At 71.5% G+C, this 12,783-nt stretch carries 13 protein-coding genes and 1 pseudogene; 9 read left to right on the top strand and 5 right to left on the bottom strand.

Going from position 1 to position 12,783, the window contains the following annotated elements; genetic code table 11:
- Positions 1-10 precede the first annotated feature (10 nt).
- The 4 genes from YIM_RS31675 to YIM_RS31690 all read right to left on the bottom strand — a co-directional run bounded on the left by YIM_RS31675 (position 11) and on the right by YIM_RS31690 (position 4,149).
- Positions 11-166 (bottom strand): hypothetical protein, encoded by a 156-nt coding sequence (locus tag YIM_RS31675; RefSeq protein WP_153033815.1) that lies wholly within the window; start codon positions 164-166, stop codon positions 11-13.
- Between the two features lie 161 nt (positions 167-327).
- A complete protein-coding gene (gene uvrB / locus YIM_RS31680; protein WP_153033816.1) occupies positions 328-2,484 on the bottom strand; it encodes an excinuclease ABC subunit UvrB in 2,157 nt (718 codons plus the stop codon).
- A gap of 46 nt (positions 2,485-2,530) precedes the next feature.
- The gene (locus YIM_RS31685; protein WP_153033817.1) at positions 2,531-3,733 is read right to left on the bottom strand and encodes a DUF5685 family protein; all 1,203 of its coding nucleotides are present in this window, start codon (positions 3,731-3,733) and stop codon (positions 2,531-2,533) included.
- A gap of 29 nt (positions 3,734-3,762) precedes the next feature.
- On the bottom strand, positions 3,763-4,149 hold the full coding sequence (locus YIM_RS31690; RefSeq protein ID WP_153033818.1) for a RidA family protein: 387 nt from the start codon (positions 4,147-4,149) through the stop codon (positions 3,763-3,765).
- An 88-nt stretch (positions 4,150-4,237) separates the two neighbouring features.
- Between YIM_RS31690 and YIM_RS31695 the strand changes: the two genes are divergently transcribed.
- From YIM_RS31695 to YIM_RS31725, 7 genes are all read left to right on the top strand, one after another.
- Positions 4,238-4,750 carry a DUF402 domain-containing protein gene (locus YIM_RS31695; protein WP_153033819.1) on the top strand — a complete coding sequence of 171 codons (513 nt, stop codon included), beginning with the start codon at positions 4,238-4,240 and terminating at the stop codon, positions 4,748-4,750.
- Entirely contained in the window at positions 4,747-5,382 is a 636-nt protein-coding gene (locus tag YIM_RS31700) for an endonuclease V (RefSeq protein ID WP_153033820.1), read from the top strand. The genes YIM_RS31695 and YIM_RS31700 overlap by 4 nt, the downstream gene beginning before the upstream one ends.
- A gap of 127 nt (positions 5,383-5,509) precedes the next feature.
- Positions 5,510-6,421 (top strand): ABC transporter ATP-binding protein, encoded by a 912-nt coding sequence (locus tag YIM_RS31705; RefSeq protein WP_153033821.1) that lies wholly within the window; start codon positions 5,510-5,512, stop codon positions 6,419-6,421.
- Between the two features lie 8 nt (positions 6,422-6,429).
- Positions 6,430-7,164: an ABC transporter permease gene (locus YIM_RS31710; protein WP_228004125.1), complete on the top strand. Its 735-nt coding sequence runs from the start codon at positions 6,430-6,432 to the stop codon at positions 7,162-7,164.
- Between the two features lie 4 nt (positions 7,165-7,168).
- On the top strand, positions 7,169-8,680 hold the full coding sequence (locus YIM_RS31715; protein WP_153033823.1) for a glycosyltransferase family 39 protein: 1,512 nt from the start codon (positions 7,169-7,171) through the stop codon (positions 8,678-8,680).
- Between the two features lie 53 nt (positions 8,681-8,733).
- A complete protein-coding gene (locus YIM_RS31720) occupies positions 8,734-9,954 on the top strand; it encodes a sensor histidine kinase (protein ID WP_228004126.1) in 1,221 nt (406 codons plus the stop codon).
- Positions 9,951-10,583, top strand: coding sequence for a response regulator transcription factor (locus YIM_RS31725; protein ID WP_153033824.1), 633 nt, complete (start codon positions 9,951-9,953; stop codon positions 10,581-10,583). The genes YIM_RS31720 and YIM_RS31725 overlap by 4 nt, the downstream gene beginning before the upstream one ends.
- On the opposite strand, the pseudogene coaE reads toward YIM_RS31725, so the two are convergent.
- A pseudogene (gene coaE, locus YIM_RS31730) lies at positions 10,570-11,478 on the bottom strand (dephospho-CoA kinase); the annotation flags it as partial. The gene YIM_RS31725 and the pseudogene coaE overlap by 14 nt on opposite strands.
- A gap of 137 nt (positions 11,479-11,615) precedes the next feature.
- Between coaE and YIM_RS31735 the strand changes: the two are divergent.
- Together YIM_RS31735 and YIM_RS31740 are read left to right on the top strand one after the other, a co-directional pair.
- A complete protein-coding gene (locus YIM_RS31735; protein ID WP_153033826.1) occupies positions 11,616-11,831 on the top strand; it encodes a hypothetical protein in 216 nt (71 codons plus the stop codon).
- A 78-nt stretch (positions 11,832-11,909) separates the two neighbouring features.
- On the top strand, positions 11,910-12,545 hold the full coding sequence (locus YIM_RS31740; protein ID WP_153033827.1) for a TetR/AcrR family transcriptional regulator: 636 nt from the start codon (positions 11,910-11,912) through the stop codon (positions 12,543-12,545).
- Positions 12,546-12,783 lie beyond the last annotated feature (238 nt).

The following is a 12,783-nucleotide window of genomic DNA, read 5'->3' on the forward strand; positions in this document are numbered from 1 at the left end:
CGCCGCTGCGTCAGGTGAGTTGGCCGGTCCGGTGCAGGTCGTTCGCGTGGCCGTGTGTTTGGGCTTGGGCTTGGGCTTGGGCTTGGAAGATGCCGACGCACACCGCACCGGCGGGCGCGATGGCGACGGTGAGTTCCTCGTCGATCTCCCGGACCGTCACAGGCATCTTCCGGACCGGGTGGGCGGATTGATCTTGGCGGCCGCCGGGTGAGCACGCCGCCGCGCCAACCCGGCGCGGCTTTCGCACTGGATCCGTCGAGCAGCGAGCCAGCCATCACCCGGGGGCACCGGCGAGGTGCGCGCCGAGCCACCGGCCCCCGGGCCGGGCTACTTGATGCCGGCGGCGTCCATTCCTCGCAGCTCCTTCTTCAGGTCGGCGACCTCGTCCCGCAGGCGGGCCGCCAGCTCGAACTGCAGATCGCGCGCGGCCTGCATCATCTGGTCGGTCATCTGCTGGATGAGGTCCGCCAGCTCCGCCCGCGGCATGCCGGCCACGTCCTTGTCCACCAGCACCCCGGAGCTGCGGCCACCCCCGCCCTGTTCCGGCTTCTTGCCCCGCGACGCGTTGCGCCCCGAGCCGCCGACGGCGACCTCGTCGGTGTCCTCGGCCTCGGTGTACACCCGGTCCAGGATGTCGGCGATCTTCTTCCGCAGCGGCTGCGGATCCACCCCGCGCTCGGTGTTGTAGGCGATCTGCTTCGCCCGGCGCCGGTTCGTCTCGTCGATCGCGTGCTGCATCGAGTCGGTGATCTTGTCCGCGTACATGTGCACCTGACCGGACACGTTCCGCGCGGCCCGCCCGATGGTCTGGATCAGCGACGTCCCGCTGCGCAGGAAGCCCTCCTTGTCCGCGTCCAGGATCGCCACCAACGAAACCTCGGGCAGGTCGAGCCCCTCCCTCAGCAGGTTGATGCCGACCAGCACGTCGAAGTCGCCGGAACGCAGCTGCCGCAGCAGCTCCACCCGCCGCAGCGTGTCCACCTCCGAGTGCAGGTACCGCACCCGGATGCCCAGCTCCAGCAGGTAGTCGGTGAGGTCCTCGGCCATCTTCTTGGTCAGCGTGGTGACCAGCACCCGCTCGTCCTTCTCGGCCCGCTCGCGGATCTCGTGCACCAGGTCGTCGATCTGCCCCTCGGTCGGCTTGACCACCACCTCGGGATCGATCAGCCCGGTCGGCCGGATCACCTGCTCGACGAACTCACCACCGGTCTGGCCCATCTCGTACGGCCCCGGCGTGGCCGAGAGGTACACCGTCTGCCCGATCCGGTCGGAGAACTCCTCCCAGGTCAGCGGCCGGTTGTCGGTGGCGCTCGGCAGCCGGAAGCCGAACTCGACCAGGTTCCGCTTGCGCGACATGTCGCCCTCGAACATGCCGCCGATCTGCGGCACCGTGACGTGCGACTCGTCGATGACCAGCAGGAAGTCGTCCGGGAAGTAGTCGATCAGGGTGGCCGGGGCGGATCCGGCCGGGCGGCCGTCGATGTGCCGCGAGTAGTTCTCGATGCCCGAGCAGAACCCGACCTGGCGCATCATCTCGATGTCGTAGCTGGTGCGCATGCGCAGCCGCTGGGCCTCCAGCAGCTTGCCCTGCTTCTCCAGCTCGGCCAGCCGCTCCTCCAGCTCGGCCTCGATGCCCTTGATCGCCTTCTCCATGCGCTCCGGCCCGGCCACGTAGTGCGTCGCCGGGAAGATCCGCACCTCGTCCAGTTCCTGCACGATCTCGCCGGTCAGCGGGTGCAGGTAGTAGAGCTTGTCGATCTCGTCGCCGAAGAACTCGACCCGGATCGCCAGCTCCTCGTAGGCCGGGATGATCTCCACGGTGTCCCCGCGCACCCGGAAGGTGCCGCGGGCGAAGGCGATGTCGTTGCGCGCGTACTGCACGTCGACCAGCGCGCGGAGCAGGGTGTCCCGCTCGACCTCGGCGCCGACGGCCAGCCTGGTCGACCGGTCCAGGTAGGACTGCGGCGTGCCCAGGCCGTAGATGCAGGACACGCTGGCGACCACGATCACGTCGCGCCGGGACAGCAGGTTCATCGTGGCCGAGTGCCGCAGGCGCTCGACGTCGTCGTTGATCGACGAGTCCTTCTCGATGTAGGTGTCCGTCTGCGCGATGTACGCCTCGGGCTGGTAGTAGTCGTAGTAGCTGACGAAGTACTCGACCGCGTTGTTCGGGAAGAAGTCACGCAGCTCGTTCGCCAGCTGGGCGGCCAGCGTCTTGTTCGGCGCCATCACCAGCGTGGGCCGCTGGACCCGCTCGATCAGCCAGGCGGTGGTCGCCGACTTGCCGGTACCGGTGGCACCGAGCAGCACGACGTCCTTCTCGCCGGCGTTGATGCGGCGCTCCAGGTCGTCGATCGCGGCGGGCTGGTCACCGGCCGGCGCGTAGTCGCTGACCACCTTGAACCGCCCGTCGGCCCGGGGGACCTCGGAGACGGGGCGGAACTCGGACTGCGCCAGCACGGGGTGTTCGGTTGCGAAAGCCACGGGTCCAGGGTAGGCGCACCCACCGACAGTTTCAGATCAGCAGTCGTCAGCAATCACAGCCGCAGTCGCAGCCGTCGCAGCTGTCACACCAGGCGTCCCTCGGCTTGCCGCTCCACGGCCCGGGGTACGGGTCGCGGCAGCACACCTGGCAGCTGCAGCACTGGTAGAAGGCGACCAGGCAGCCGAACGCCGCGTTCCGCTTGCGTGGCGGCACCCGGAACTTCGGCACCCAGCAGCAGCCTCCGTCGCCGTCGTTCGGGCCGGGACCGCGCTTCTTCTTGGGCGGTTTGCCGCCGGGACCGGTCGCGGCGGGCGGAGTGGATTGCTGCCCGTACGGTCCGTAGTGGCCCGGATGCCCGTGCGGCGACTGCCCGCCGGGGTGGTGCGCCTCGATCTCCAGGTGCCCGAAGGTCCGGCGGACCGCCTGCTCCAGCTCGTGCACCAGCAGCGCGTGCACCAACCGGCCGTTCTCGAAGGTGGCCTCCCGCATGGCCAGCCGGACGCCCAGCACCGCGTCGTCGCAGTGGCGCCGCACGTCGGCCACGGTCGCGCCGGTGGCCAGCAGCGGGTTCCACGCTCCGGTCTCGGTGTCCTCCGCGAGATCCTCGACCGCGTCGAGCAGGTGCGCGGCCCGGCCGAAGAGCCTGCCCACCTCGGTCAGCGGCGCGACGTTGCCCGGCCGCCCGGCCAGCACCGCGGTCTGCGCGAACGCGGCCGCGGTGGCTTCCTCGGTCGGCTCGGTGGCCAGCAGGACCGGGTCGCCGAGGCGGACCGCGCGCTCGACCTCGCCCTGCCGGTCGACCGCCTCGGTGAGCACGGCGGTGTCGAAGCCGATCCGCGAGCCGGTGCGACTCCCCTGCTCGGCCCAGCGCGAGGCCACCCGGCGGGCGGCGCCCGCCACCGCCTTGCGGCCGAACGCGCCGTCCCCGTCGGTGACGTGGTCGCTGACCTTGGCCGAGGCCAGCACCAGTGAGACCGCGGCCGCCAGCTGCGCCCCGGACCCGCGCGCCACCGACGTCGGGCGCATCGCGCGCAACGGGCACGGCCCGGCGTCGCGGCGGCCCTCCGGCTTAGGGGCCTGCGCCTCCACCAGTGCCGAGATGACCAGGCCGTCGTAGTTGGTGACCACGCGCGCCAACTGCCCGTGCTCGTCGCGCAGCGCGAGGCACAGCCCGCACAGGTGCGCCAGCCAGTCCGCGTGCAGGCCCTCGGACAGCCGATGGCGGCAGGGCCGGATGATGCCGAACATTCGTGCTTCCCCTCGTCTCGCGCGAAACCCTAACCCGCGGCGATCACTTCGATTTCGACCAGCCAGTCACCGGAGAGCGTCTCGGCGACGATCGCGGTGGTCGGCACGGGTCGCCCGCCCAGTGCCGCCACCCTGGCCGCGGCGTTGGCGTCCGCATAGGACGCGTCGCGCAGGTAGCTGGTGAGCCGGACGATGTTGTCCACGGTCATCCCGGCCGAGGCCAGGATCGCCCGCAGGTTCGCCCAGATCAGGTCGAGCTGCTCGGTGAGCGTCCCGCCGGGCACACCTCGCGGGTCCAGCCCCATCGTGCCCGCGACGAACAGCAGGCGGCCGGCGCCGCGCACCTCCATGGCGTGCACGTAGTCGTCCGATGCCGGGTAGACACCGCCGACCGGGTTGTGCGGCCGCAGCTCCATCGGCACACCTTCCGTTCGTGATCGGGACACGCGGGAGATCCTGCCGAATCAACCCCGGCCGTGGGGGCGGAACCGGGAAGATGGGCGGATGAGCGCACATCCGCCCAAAGTGGAGACCTTCGATCCGGGCAAGGCCGAGAACATCGACAACAAGGGCATCATCCGGGAGGTCGAGCGCTTCCAGGTCGAGCCGTACGGGTTGTACATGGCGCGCCCGGCACCCGGCCGCGCGCAGTTCCACTACCTCGAGTCGTGGTTGCTGCCCGCGCGCGGACTGCGGATCACCGACTTCTGGTTCAGTCCCGGCCACGAGCGCGACCAGGACTTCTATCTCGACGTGGTGGAGGTGGAGCAGGACGGGCCGATCTGGCGGGCCACCGACCTCTACGTCGACATCGTGCTGCGCGACGGCCTCCACCTCGAGGTGATCGACACCGACGAACTGCTCGAAGCCACCGTCGCCGGACTGGTCACCGAGAAGGCGGCCCAGCGTGCGCTGGAGACCACCTACGCCACCGTCGAAGGACTGGCCACGCACGGCTACCGGTTGCGCGACTGGCTCGCCACCACCGGCGAAAACCTGATGTGGCAGCGGAAATGACCGACTGGCCGTCCACTGTGGAGGAAGCGGTGGCCGTGCAGGAGCGGCTCGCGCCCTCGGTGGTGCGCGCGGCACCACCGGGGTTCGCGCCCCGCACGGCGGCCGGTCTCGATGTCGCTTACACCGACGGCCTGAGGGCCGCGGTGACCGTGCTGGACCTGGACACGCTGACGGTCGTCGACCAGGCCGTGGTCGAAGGGGAAGTCGATTTTCCTTACGTGCCAGGATTCTTCGCCTTCCGTGAGCTGCCCGCGCTGCTCGACGCGCTGGAAAAGCTGACCACCACACCGGATGTGCTCGTCTGCGACGGCCAGGGGCTGGCCCATCCGAGGCGGTTCGGCCTGGCCTGCCACGCGGGCGTGCTGACCGGCCTGCCCTCGCTGGGCGTCGGCAAGAACGCGCTGGGTGCCTACGAACCGCCCGCACCCGAGCGCGGCGCGTGGTCGGAACTGCGCGACGACGGCGAGGTGGTCGGCCGCGCACTGCGCACCCGCGACGGCGTGAAGCCGGTGTTCGTCTCGATCGGGCACCGGATGGACCTGGACACCGCGTGCTCGCTGGTGCTCGGCCTGAGCCCGCGGTTCCGCCTGCCGGAGACCACGCGCACCGCGGACCGCCTGTCCCGGGGCTGACCCGCCGCTCCACCGATCGGTGGATGCCCGGCGCCCGCCGGTGGACCGCTGCTCTGGCCGCCGGGGCGATCCGCGCGCACCCCCCGACGCGCGAACCTGTGCACACACAGGGAAAGGGGACGCGCAGATGCCGATCATCGAGGTATCCGGGCTACGCAAGCGGTACGGGGACAAACTGGCCGTGGACGGGGTTTCGTTCACCGTCGAACGCGGTGAGATCTTCGGCATCCTGGGGCCGAACGGCGCGGGCAAGACGACCACGGTGGAATGCCTGGAGGGCCTGCGCAAGGCCGACGAGGGCGCCATCTCGGTGCTCGGGCTCGACCCGAGGCACGACACCACCGAGCTGCGCCAGCGCCTCGGCGTGCAGCTCCAGGAAAGCGAGCTGCCGGAGAAGCTGAAGGTGCGCGAGGCACTCGACCTCTACGCCTCCTTCTACCGGAATCCCGCCGATCCGGAGAAGCTGCTGGCCGATCTCGGGCTCTCGGACAAGAAGGACACCGCGTACAAGAAGCTCTCCGGCGGGCAGAAGCAGCGGCTGTCCATCGCGCTGGCGCTGATCGGCAATCCCGAGGTGGCCGTGCTCGACGAGCTGACCACCGGGCTGGACCCGCAGGCCCGCCGCGACACCTGGGAGCTGATCGAGGACATCCGCGCCGGTGGCGTGACCATCGTGCTGGTCACCCACTTCATGGAGGAGGCCGAGCGGCTCTGCGACCGGATCGCGGTGATCGACGCCGGCCGCGTGGTGGCCATCGACAGCCCGGCCGGGCTGGTCGCCGGGGTGGACGACGAGCAGCGCATCCGGTTCCGCCCGTCGGCGGCGATCGAGGACGAGGCGTTCACCGCGCTGCCCGAGGTGCGGCGGGTGGACCGCCAGGGCGGCCAGGTGGTGATCACCGGCAGCGGCAACCTGCTGCACGCGGTCACCGCGGTGCTGGCCAGGCGCCAGGTCATCGCCGGTGAGCTGCGGGTCGAACAGACCACTTTGGACGACGCCTTCGTGGCGCTGACCGGCCGGAAGCTGGAGGACGTGTGATGGGCGCGATGGGGAAACTGACCGCGGTCGAGGCGAAGCTGTTCCTGCGCGATCCCGGAGCGGCGATCGTGGTGCTCGGCATCCCGCTCGCCCTGCTGGTGGTGTTCGGGCTGGTGCCGGGCGCGAACGAGCCGTCCGAGGACTTCGGCGGCAAGGTCCCGCTGGACACCTTCATCGCGCCGCTGTCGGTGTCGGTACTGCTGGCCATGCTGGCGCTGACGATGTTCCCGGCGGTGATGGCCACCTACCGGGAGAAGGGCGTGCTGCGCCGCCTGTCGGCCAGCCCGGTGCCGCCGGTGCGGCTGCTCGCCGCGCAGCTGGTGGTGAACCTGGTCGCGGCGCTGGTGGTGCTGCTGCTGATCGTCGGCTTCGGCGCGCTGGTGCTGGGCATGGCGCTACCTGCCGATCTCGCCGGGTTCGCGGTGGTCGCGGTGCTCGGCACCACGGCGCTGTTCTCGGTCGGCCTGCTGATCGCCGCGCTGGCGCCGACCGGCCGGACCGCGGGCGGGGTCGGGGCCGCGGTGTTCTTCCCGATGCTGGCGCTCGGCGGGGTGTGGGTGCGCAAGGAGGACCTGCCCGACTTCCTGCAGCCGGTGGCCGACGTGCTGCCGCTGGGCGCGACGCTGAACGGCATGCGCGAGACCTGGTCCGGTGGCAGCCCGGAGCTGCTGCAGCTCGGCGCGCTGGCGCTGGTCGCGGTGGTCTGCGGTGGCCTCGCCGCCCGGTTCTTCCGGTGGGAGTGAGCCGATGACGATCACGCGGGCGCAACCGGCGGGGGTGGCGGTCCAGCCGTTCGCCAAGGGGCCGGTGTTCGCCGCGGCCAGTGCGGTGGCGGCGGTGTTGCTGCTGGTCAACGGACGCTACGGCTACTTCGGCGACGAGCTGTACTTCCTGGCGGCCGGACGGCATCTCGACTGGGGGTATGCGGACCAGCCGCCCGCGCTCCCGCTGCTCGCGCACCTGATGGACCTGCTCGCGCCCGGTTCGGTGTGGGCGCTGCGGCTGCCCGCGGTGCTGGCCACGGCCGCGGCGGTGGTGTTCACCGGGTTGATCGCGCGTGAACTCGGCGGCGGCGCGCGGGCCCAGTTGCTGGCGGCGGGCGCGGCCGGGGTGAGCATGCAGTTCCTCGGCGGCGGCCACTACCTCGCGACGTCCACTTTGGACCCGTTCCTGTGGACGGTGCTGCTGTGGCTGCTCACCCGCTGGCTGCGCACCCGGTCCGACGACCTGCTGCTGTGGAGCGGGGTGGTCACCGGGCTGGCGCTGAACGTCAAGTTCCTGATCCCGGCGTTCTGGGTGGTGGCACTGCTGTTCGCCGCCTGGCTCGGGCCGCGTGACCTGCTCGCCCGGCCGAAGCTCTGGCTGGGCGCGGGGATCGCGCTGCTGATGGCGGTGCCGACGGTGTGGTGGCAGGCGGCGAACGGCTGGCCGCAGCTGGACATGGGCGCGGCGATCGGCGACGAGAACCCGGACAAGCTGGCCGCCGCGCTGGCCTTCCCGTTCGTCGCGCTGGGTTCGGCGGGCATCGTGGTCGGTCTGGTGCTGGTCCTCCACGGGCTGTGGCGGCTGTTGCGCACGCCGTCCCTGCGTTTCCTCGGCTGGACCCTGCTGGTGCTGACCGTGGTCTTCGCGGTGGCCGGTGGCCGCTTCTACTACGTGGCCGGGATGTTCCCGCTCTGCTGGGCGGTCGCCGCGGTCCGGATCGAGGCGGGGCAGGCGCGGCGCTGGTGGCGGTGGGTGGCGACGTGGCCGGTGTACGCGATCAGCGCGCTGATCGCCTTGCCGCTGACGCTGCCGGTGCTGCCCGCGTCGGTGCTCGACGCCAACCCCGGCCTGCCGCAACCGCTCTTCACCACGGCCGAGCGCGGCTGGCCCGAGTTCGCCGACTCGGTCGCCGCGATCCACCGCTCACTGCCACCGGAACAGCGGGAGCGGACGGCGATCGTCACGCAGATGTACTGGCAGGCGTCGGCACTGGACCACTACGGCCCCGGACGCGGGCTGCCGGAACCGGCCAGCGGCAACCGCGGGTACTGGACGCTGACCACGCCTCCGGCGACCGCGGACACCGTGCTCTACGTCGGCGCCGACAGTCCGGTGCTGCGGGCGCACTTCGCCCAGGTCGTCCAGGTCGGGGTGGTCGACACGGGACTGCCGTCGGCGCCGATGTTCACCCAGGGCGTGCCGATCTGGCTGGCCACCGGGCCGTCGGCGCCGCTGCCGGAACTCTGGCCCGCGTTCCGCGACCTCGCGCTGTGACCGTGGCGGATAATGCCGGGGTGGTGACCAAGTCGAGGCCCAGTTGGACGGGGGTGTCCGAGGACACGCCCACCCACTGGAGCCCGTGGGCGATCCGGCTGGAGCAGTGGTTCCCGTACGTCATGCTCGGCCTCAGCGTGGTCATCCACCTGGCGTCCTCGGACCAGCCCACCGGGCACCAGGTGGTCACCCTGGCCTTCGCGGCCGCGGCGCTGTGCTGGGTGGTGCTGACCGACACGCTGCCCCGGTTCCGCCGTCCGGAGAGCCGCTGGTGGCCGCTGGTCTCGCTGGTCGGCGTGCTGGCGCTGGCCACCGTGCTGATGACGCGGGAAGTGCCCTACCTGCTGTTCATGATCGTCGGCTTCTTCCACTCCCTGCGCCTGCGCCCGGTCTGGCTGATGATGCTCGGCCTCGGCGCCACCTCGGTGCTGATCAACAGCGTGGCCGCGGGCGGACCGGACGAGGCGCTGCGGAGCAGCCCCGAGCTGTTCATCCCGGTGGTGCTGGTGCAGACCCTGGCCATCGCCGGCGGCTCGCTGATGGGCGACAAGCTGATGGAGCAGAGCACCAAGCGGCGGGAGGCGATGAAGAAGCTGGAAGCCGCGATGACCGAGAACGCCGGACTGCACCGGCAACTGCTCGCGCAGGCCAGGGAGGCCGGGGTGCTCGACGAGCGGCAGCGGCTCAGCCGCGAGATCCACGACACGCTGGCCCAGGGCTTCACCGGCATCATCACCCAGCTCGAAGCCGCCCGCAGCGATCCGGCCGCGCGCGACCGGCACCTGACCACGGCGACCGCGCTGGCCAGGGAGAACCTCGCGGAGGCACGCCGCGCGGTGCACGCGCTGCGGCCGGAGGCGCTGGACTCGGCGAAGCTGCCGGAGGCGCTGCGCGGGGTGGCCGGGCGCTGGTCCGAGCGCACCGGGGTGCAGGTCGAGTTCACCACCACCGGCACGGTGCGCCGACTGCACCCGGAGGTGGAGGCCACCCTGCTGCGGATCACCCAGGAGGCACTGACCAATGTGGACAAGCACGCGGCGGCTGCCCGCGCCGGGCTGACGCTGTCCTACATGGAGGACCAGGTGACGCTGGACCTGCGCGACGACGGTCGCGGCTTCGACCCGGCGGCGCCCCGGCCGGACGGCTACGGGATCAGCGGGATGCGCCAGCGCGCCGAACGGCTGGCCGGTGAGCTGCACGTGGAGTCCGAGCCGGGCGCGGGCACGGCGATCTCGGTGAACCTGCCTGCCATCACCGCCCCGGAGGAAGCATGATCAAGCTGCTGATCACCGACGACCACCCGGTGGTCCGCGACGGCCTGCGGGGCATCTTCACCCCCGAGCACGGGTTCGAGGTGCTGGGCGAGGCCGCCGACGGCGCCGAGGCGGTCGAGCTGGCCGAGCGGCTGCGCCCGGACGTGGTGCTGATGGACCTGCGGATGCCGGGCGTGGACGGGGTCGCCGCGATCACCGAGCTGGCCAAGCGGGGCAATCCGGCCAGGGTGCTTGTGCTGACCACCTACGACACCGACTCCGACGTGCTGCCGGCGATCGAGGCGGGTGCCACCGGTTACCTGCTCAAGGACTCGCCGCGGGAGGACCTGTTCCGCGGGGTGCGGGCGGCCGCGCGCGGCGAGTCGGTGCTCTCCCCCGCGGTGGCCAGCCGGATGATGGCGCAGATGCGCGCCCCGGCGAAGGAACCGCTGAGCGGGCGCGAGCTGGAGGTGCTCGGGCTGATCGCGCTCGGTTCGACGAACAAGGAGGCCGCGGCGAAGTTGTTCATCAGCGAGGCCACGGTCAAAACGCACCTGCTGCACGCGTACGCGAAGCTCGGGGTGAAGGACCGGGCCGCGGCGGTGGCCGTGGCCTACGAACGCGGCCTGCTCACACCACGGCGACGGTGACCGGGCGCCCGGGGTCGGCACCGCGGTGCAGGCCCGGCGGGTCTTCGGGGTCGTGCGGGAAGCCCGCCCCGGCCAGTTCCTCGGTCACGTCGGCGTTCGCGGTCAGCCGCAGATCGATCACGTCGGGCGCCTCGGTGCCCGCCTCGGCGGTCGGTCCGATGTGCTCGATGTTCTCGCCCTTGTCGCCGACCGCCGCGCGGATCCGCGCGATCAGCCGCTCGGCCTGCACCGGCCAGGTCTCGTCGTGGGGCACCGGTTTGAGCGAGGGCAGCGGACGCACCCGGCGCAGCCGGACGTTCGCCTCGAAGGGCACGATCCGGTCGGCCCACAGCGCGTCCACTTCGGACAGCACGATGTCCGGCGCGCCGCCGTTGTCCAGCCACACGTCGGCGACCAGGCGGCGCTGCTCGGGACGGGCCTGCGCGGCGATCCTGGCCCGCGCGTCGGCCTCGGCCATGCCGCGGGACTCGACCAGCCGCCGCACCCTGACCTCGGGATCGGCGTCGACCACCAGCACCAGGTGGTAGTGCGGGGCGAGCCCGTTCTCCACCAGGAGCGGCACGTCGTGCACCACGATGCCGTCGGCGGCGGCCTGGCCCATCAGCTCGGCGGTGCGCGCGCCCACTCTCGGGTGCACGATCGCGTTGAGCCGCCGCCGCGACTCGTCGTCGGCGAACGCCTTGGCGGCCAGCGCCGGGCGGTTCAGCGAACCGTCCTCGGCCAGCACGTCCTCGCCGAACGCGGCCACCACCTCGGCCAGTCCCTCGGTCCCCGGTTCGACCACCTCGCGGGCGAGCCGGTCGGAGTCGATCACCAGCGCCCCGTGCTCGGCGAGCCGGGTCGCCACCGTCGACTTGCCTGCCCCGATCCCACCGGTCAGCCCCACACGCAGCATGGCCGCATTCAACCAGCTCACCCTCGGTGCCACGGTGAGTGGTCGTTACCGAACCGATTTGGGTGACACGCCGCGCGACTACCCCGGTTTGCCCGGCACGTTGCGTACGGTGCCGGTGATCGATTCACGGAGGGACGATGCCCGCGAGCAAGCACGTCGGAAGGCACCGGCTCGGCACCCCGGGCCTGGTGCATTGCGTCCGGCATCGGCCGGTGGCCGAGGCACTGGTGGAGTACCGCCGCACCTGGCTGACCGCCCTGCTCGTGCCGGCCAAGCACAGCCTCGCCGGCTTGAAGCGGCGGGCGCGGGCCGCCGCCACCATCGATCGCATGTGGGCACCCGCCAGCGCCTAGCACTAGTCCGGGCTCGTCCCCCGTGCCGGCGATACTGAAGTATGTTTCCCCGGCGGGGCCGAGGAAACGAGGACGACCATGGCGGCACGGGAGGGCGCGGCGCGATCGGCCGCCGAGACCAGGGAGCGGTTCCTGCGCGCCGCCATCCGGGTGCTGGCCGAGCAGGGTGTCGCCGGGCTGACCGTGCGCAATCTCGCCGACGCCGCCGGATCCTCCACGATCGGGGTGTACAGCCGCTTCGGCGGGCGAGCCGGAGTGCTCGACGCGCTGTACGAACGGGCTTTCGAGCAGCTCGGCGCGGCCTTCGCCACGCTGCCGCCGCGCTCGGCCGACCGGACTGCCGACGTGCTCGCCCTCGCGCTGGTCTACCGCCGGTTCGCGCTGGAGAACCCGGCCAGGTACGCGTTCATGTTCGAGCGCCCGGTGGCCGGCTTCGATCCGGATCCGGCGCTGCGGCTGAGCGTGCTGCGGTCCAGTTTCACCCATGTGGTGGACCGGGCCGGCCCCGACGGCGCGTCCGATGAGGACGGCCTGCGGTACTCGTACCTGCTCTGGACCGCCATGCACGGGCTGATCAGCGTCGAGCTGACCAACGCCGCGCGCAGCCCGCTGCCGGGGTGGTTCGTCGCGCCCGACGAGCAGGCGCGCGAGCAGGTCTACCGCGACGGCGTCCAGGCGATGACCACCGGGCTGGACGCGCGCTTCGCCGGCTGACCGCCGGGGTTCACCCATTCGGATTCATGAATTGTTGACGTTCTGGTTACACCGGTTATATCCGGCTTTTCCCGGCGGTGTGCCAACCCCCTTGCCAACCACTTGGCCGCCACTTGGCTGCGGCTTGACCCCCAGGTCAGCACCGTTGACGCGGTGGCCAATGCCAACCTAAATTGACCCGGCATCACACTTCTGAGTTCATCGCCGCCACTCTCGAGTGATGATTTCCCATCGGACC

This window comes from Amycolatopsis sp. YIM 10, from assembly GCF_009429145.1.
GTDB lineage: Bacteria > Actinomycetota > Actinomycetes > Mycobacteriales > Pseudonocardiaceae > Amycolatopsis.

Excerpts from the sequence above, each read along its gene's own strand:
- YIM_RS31675 (WP_153033815.1), bottom strand. The coding sequence starts at position 166 with ATGCCTGTGACGGTCCGGGAGATCGACGAGGAACTCACCGTCGCCATC.
- YIM_RS31685 (WP_153033817.1), bottom strand. The coding sequence starts at position 3,733 with ATGTTCGGCATCATCCGGCCCTGCCGCCATCGGCTGTCCGAGGGCCTG.
- YIM_RS31695 (WP_153033819.1), top strand. The coding sequence starts at position 4,238 with ATGAGCGCACATCCGCCCAAAGTGGAGACCTTCGATCCGGGCAAGGCC.
- YIM_RS31710 (WP_228004125.1), top strand. The coding sequence starts at position 6,430 with ATGGGGAAACTGACCGCGGTCGAGGCGAAGCTGTTCCTGCGCGATCCC.
- YIM_RS31740 (WP_153033827.1), top strand. The coding sequence starts at position 11,910 with ATGGCGGCACGGGAGGGCGCGGCGCGATCGGCCGCCGAGACCAGGGAG.
- YIM_RS31690 (WP_153033818.1), bottom strand. The coding sequence starts at position 4,149 with ATGGAGCTGCGGCCGCACAACCCGGTCGGCGGTGTCTACCCGGCATCG.
- YIM_RS31735 (WP_153033826.1), top strand. The coding sequence starts at position 11,616 with ATGCCCGCGAGCAAGCACGTCGGAAGGCACCGGCTCGGCACCCCGGGC.
- YIM_RS31715 (WP_153033823.1), top strand. The coding sequence starts at position 7,169 with ATGACGATCACGCGGGCGCAACCGGCGGGGGTGGCGGTCCAGCCGTTC.
- YIM_RS31705 (WP_153033821.1), top strand. The coding sequence starts at position 5,510 with ATGCCGATCATCGAGGTATCCGGGCTACGCAAGCGGTACGGGGACAAA.
- YIM_RS31725 (WP_153033824.1), top strand. The coding sequence starts at position 9,951 with ATGATCAAGCTGCTGATCACCGACGACCACCCGGTGGTCCGCGACGGC.
- YIM_RS31700 (WP_153033820.1), top strand. The coding sequence starts at position 4,747 with ATGACCGACTGGCCGTCCACTGTGGAGGAAGCGGTGGCCGTGCAGGAG.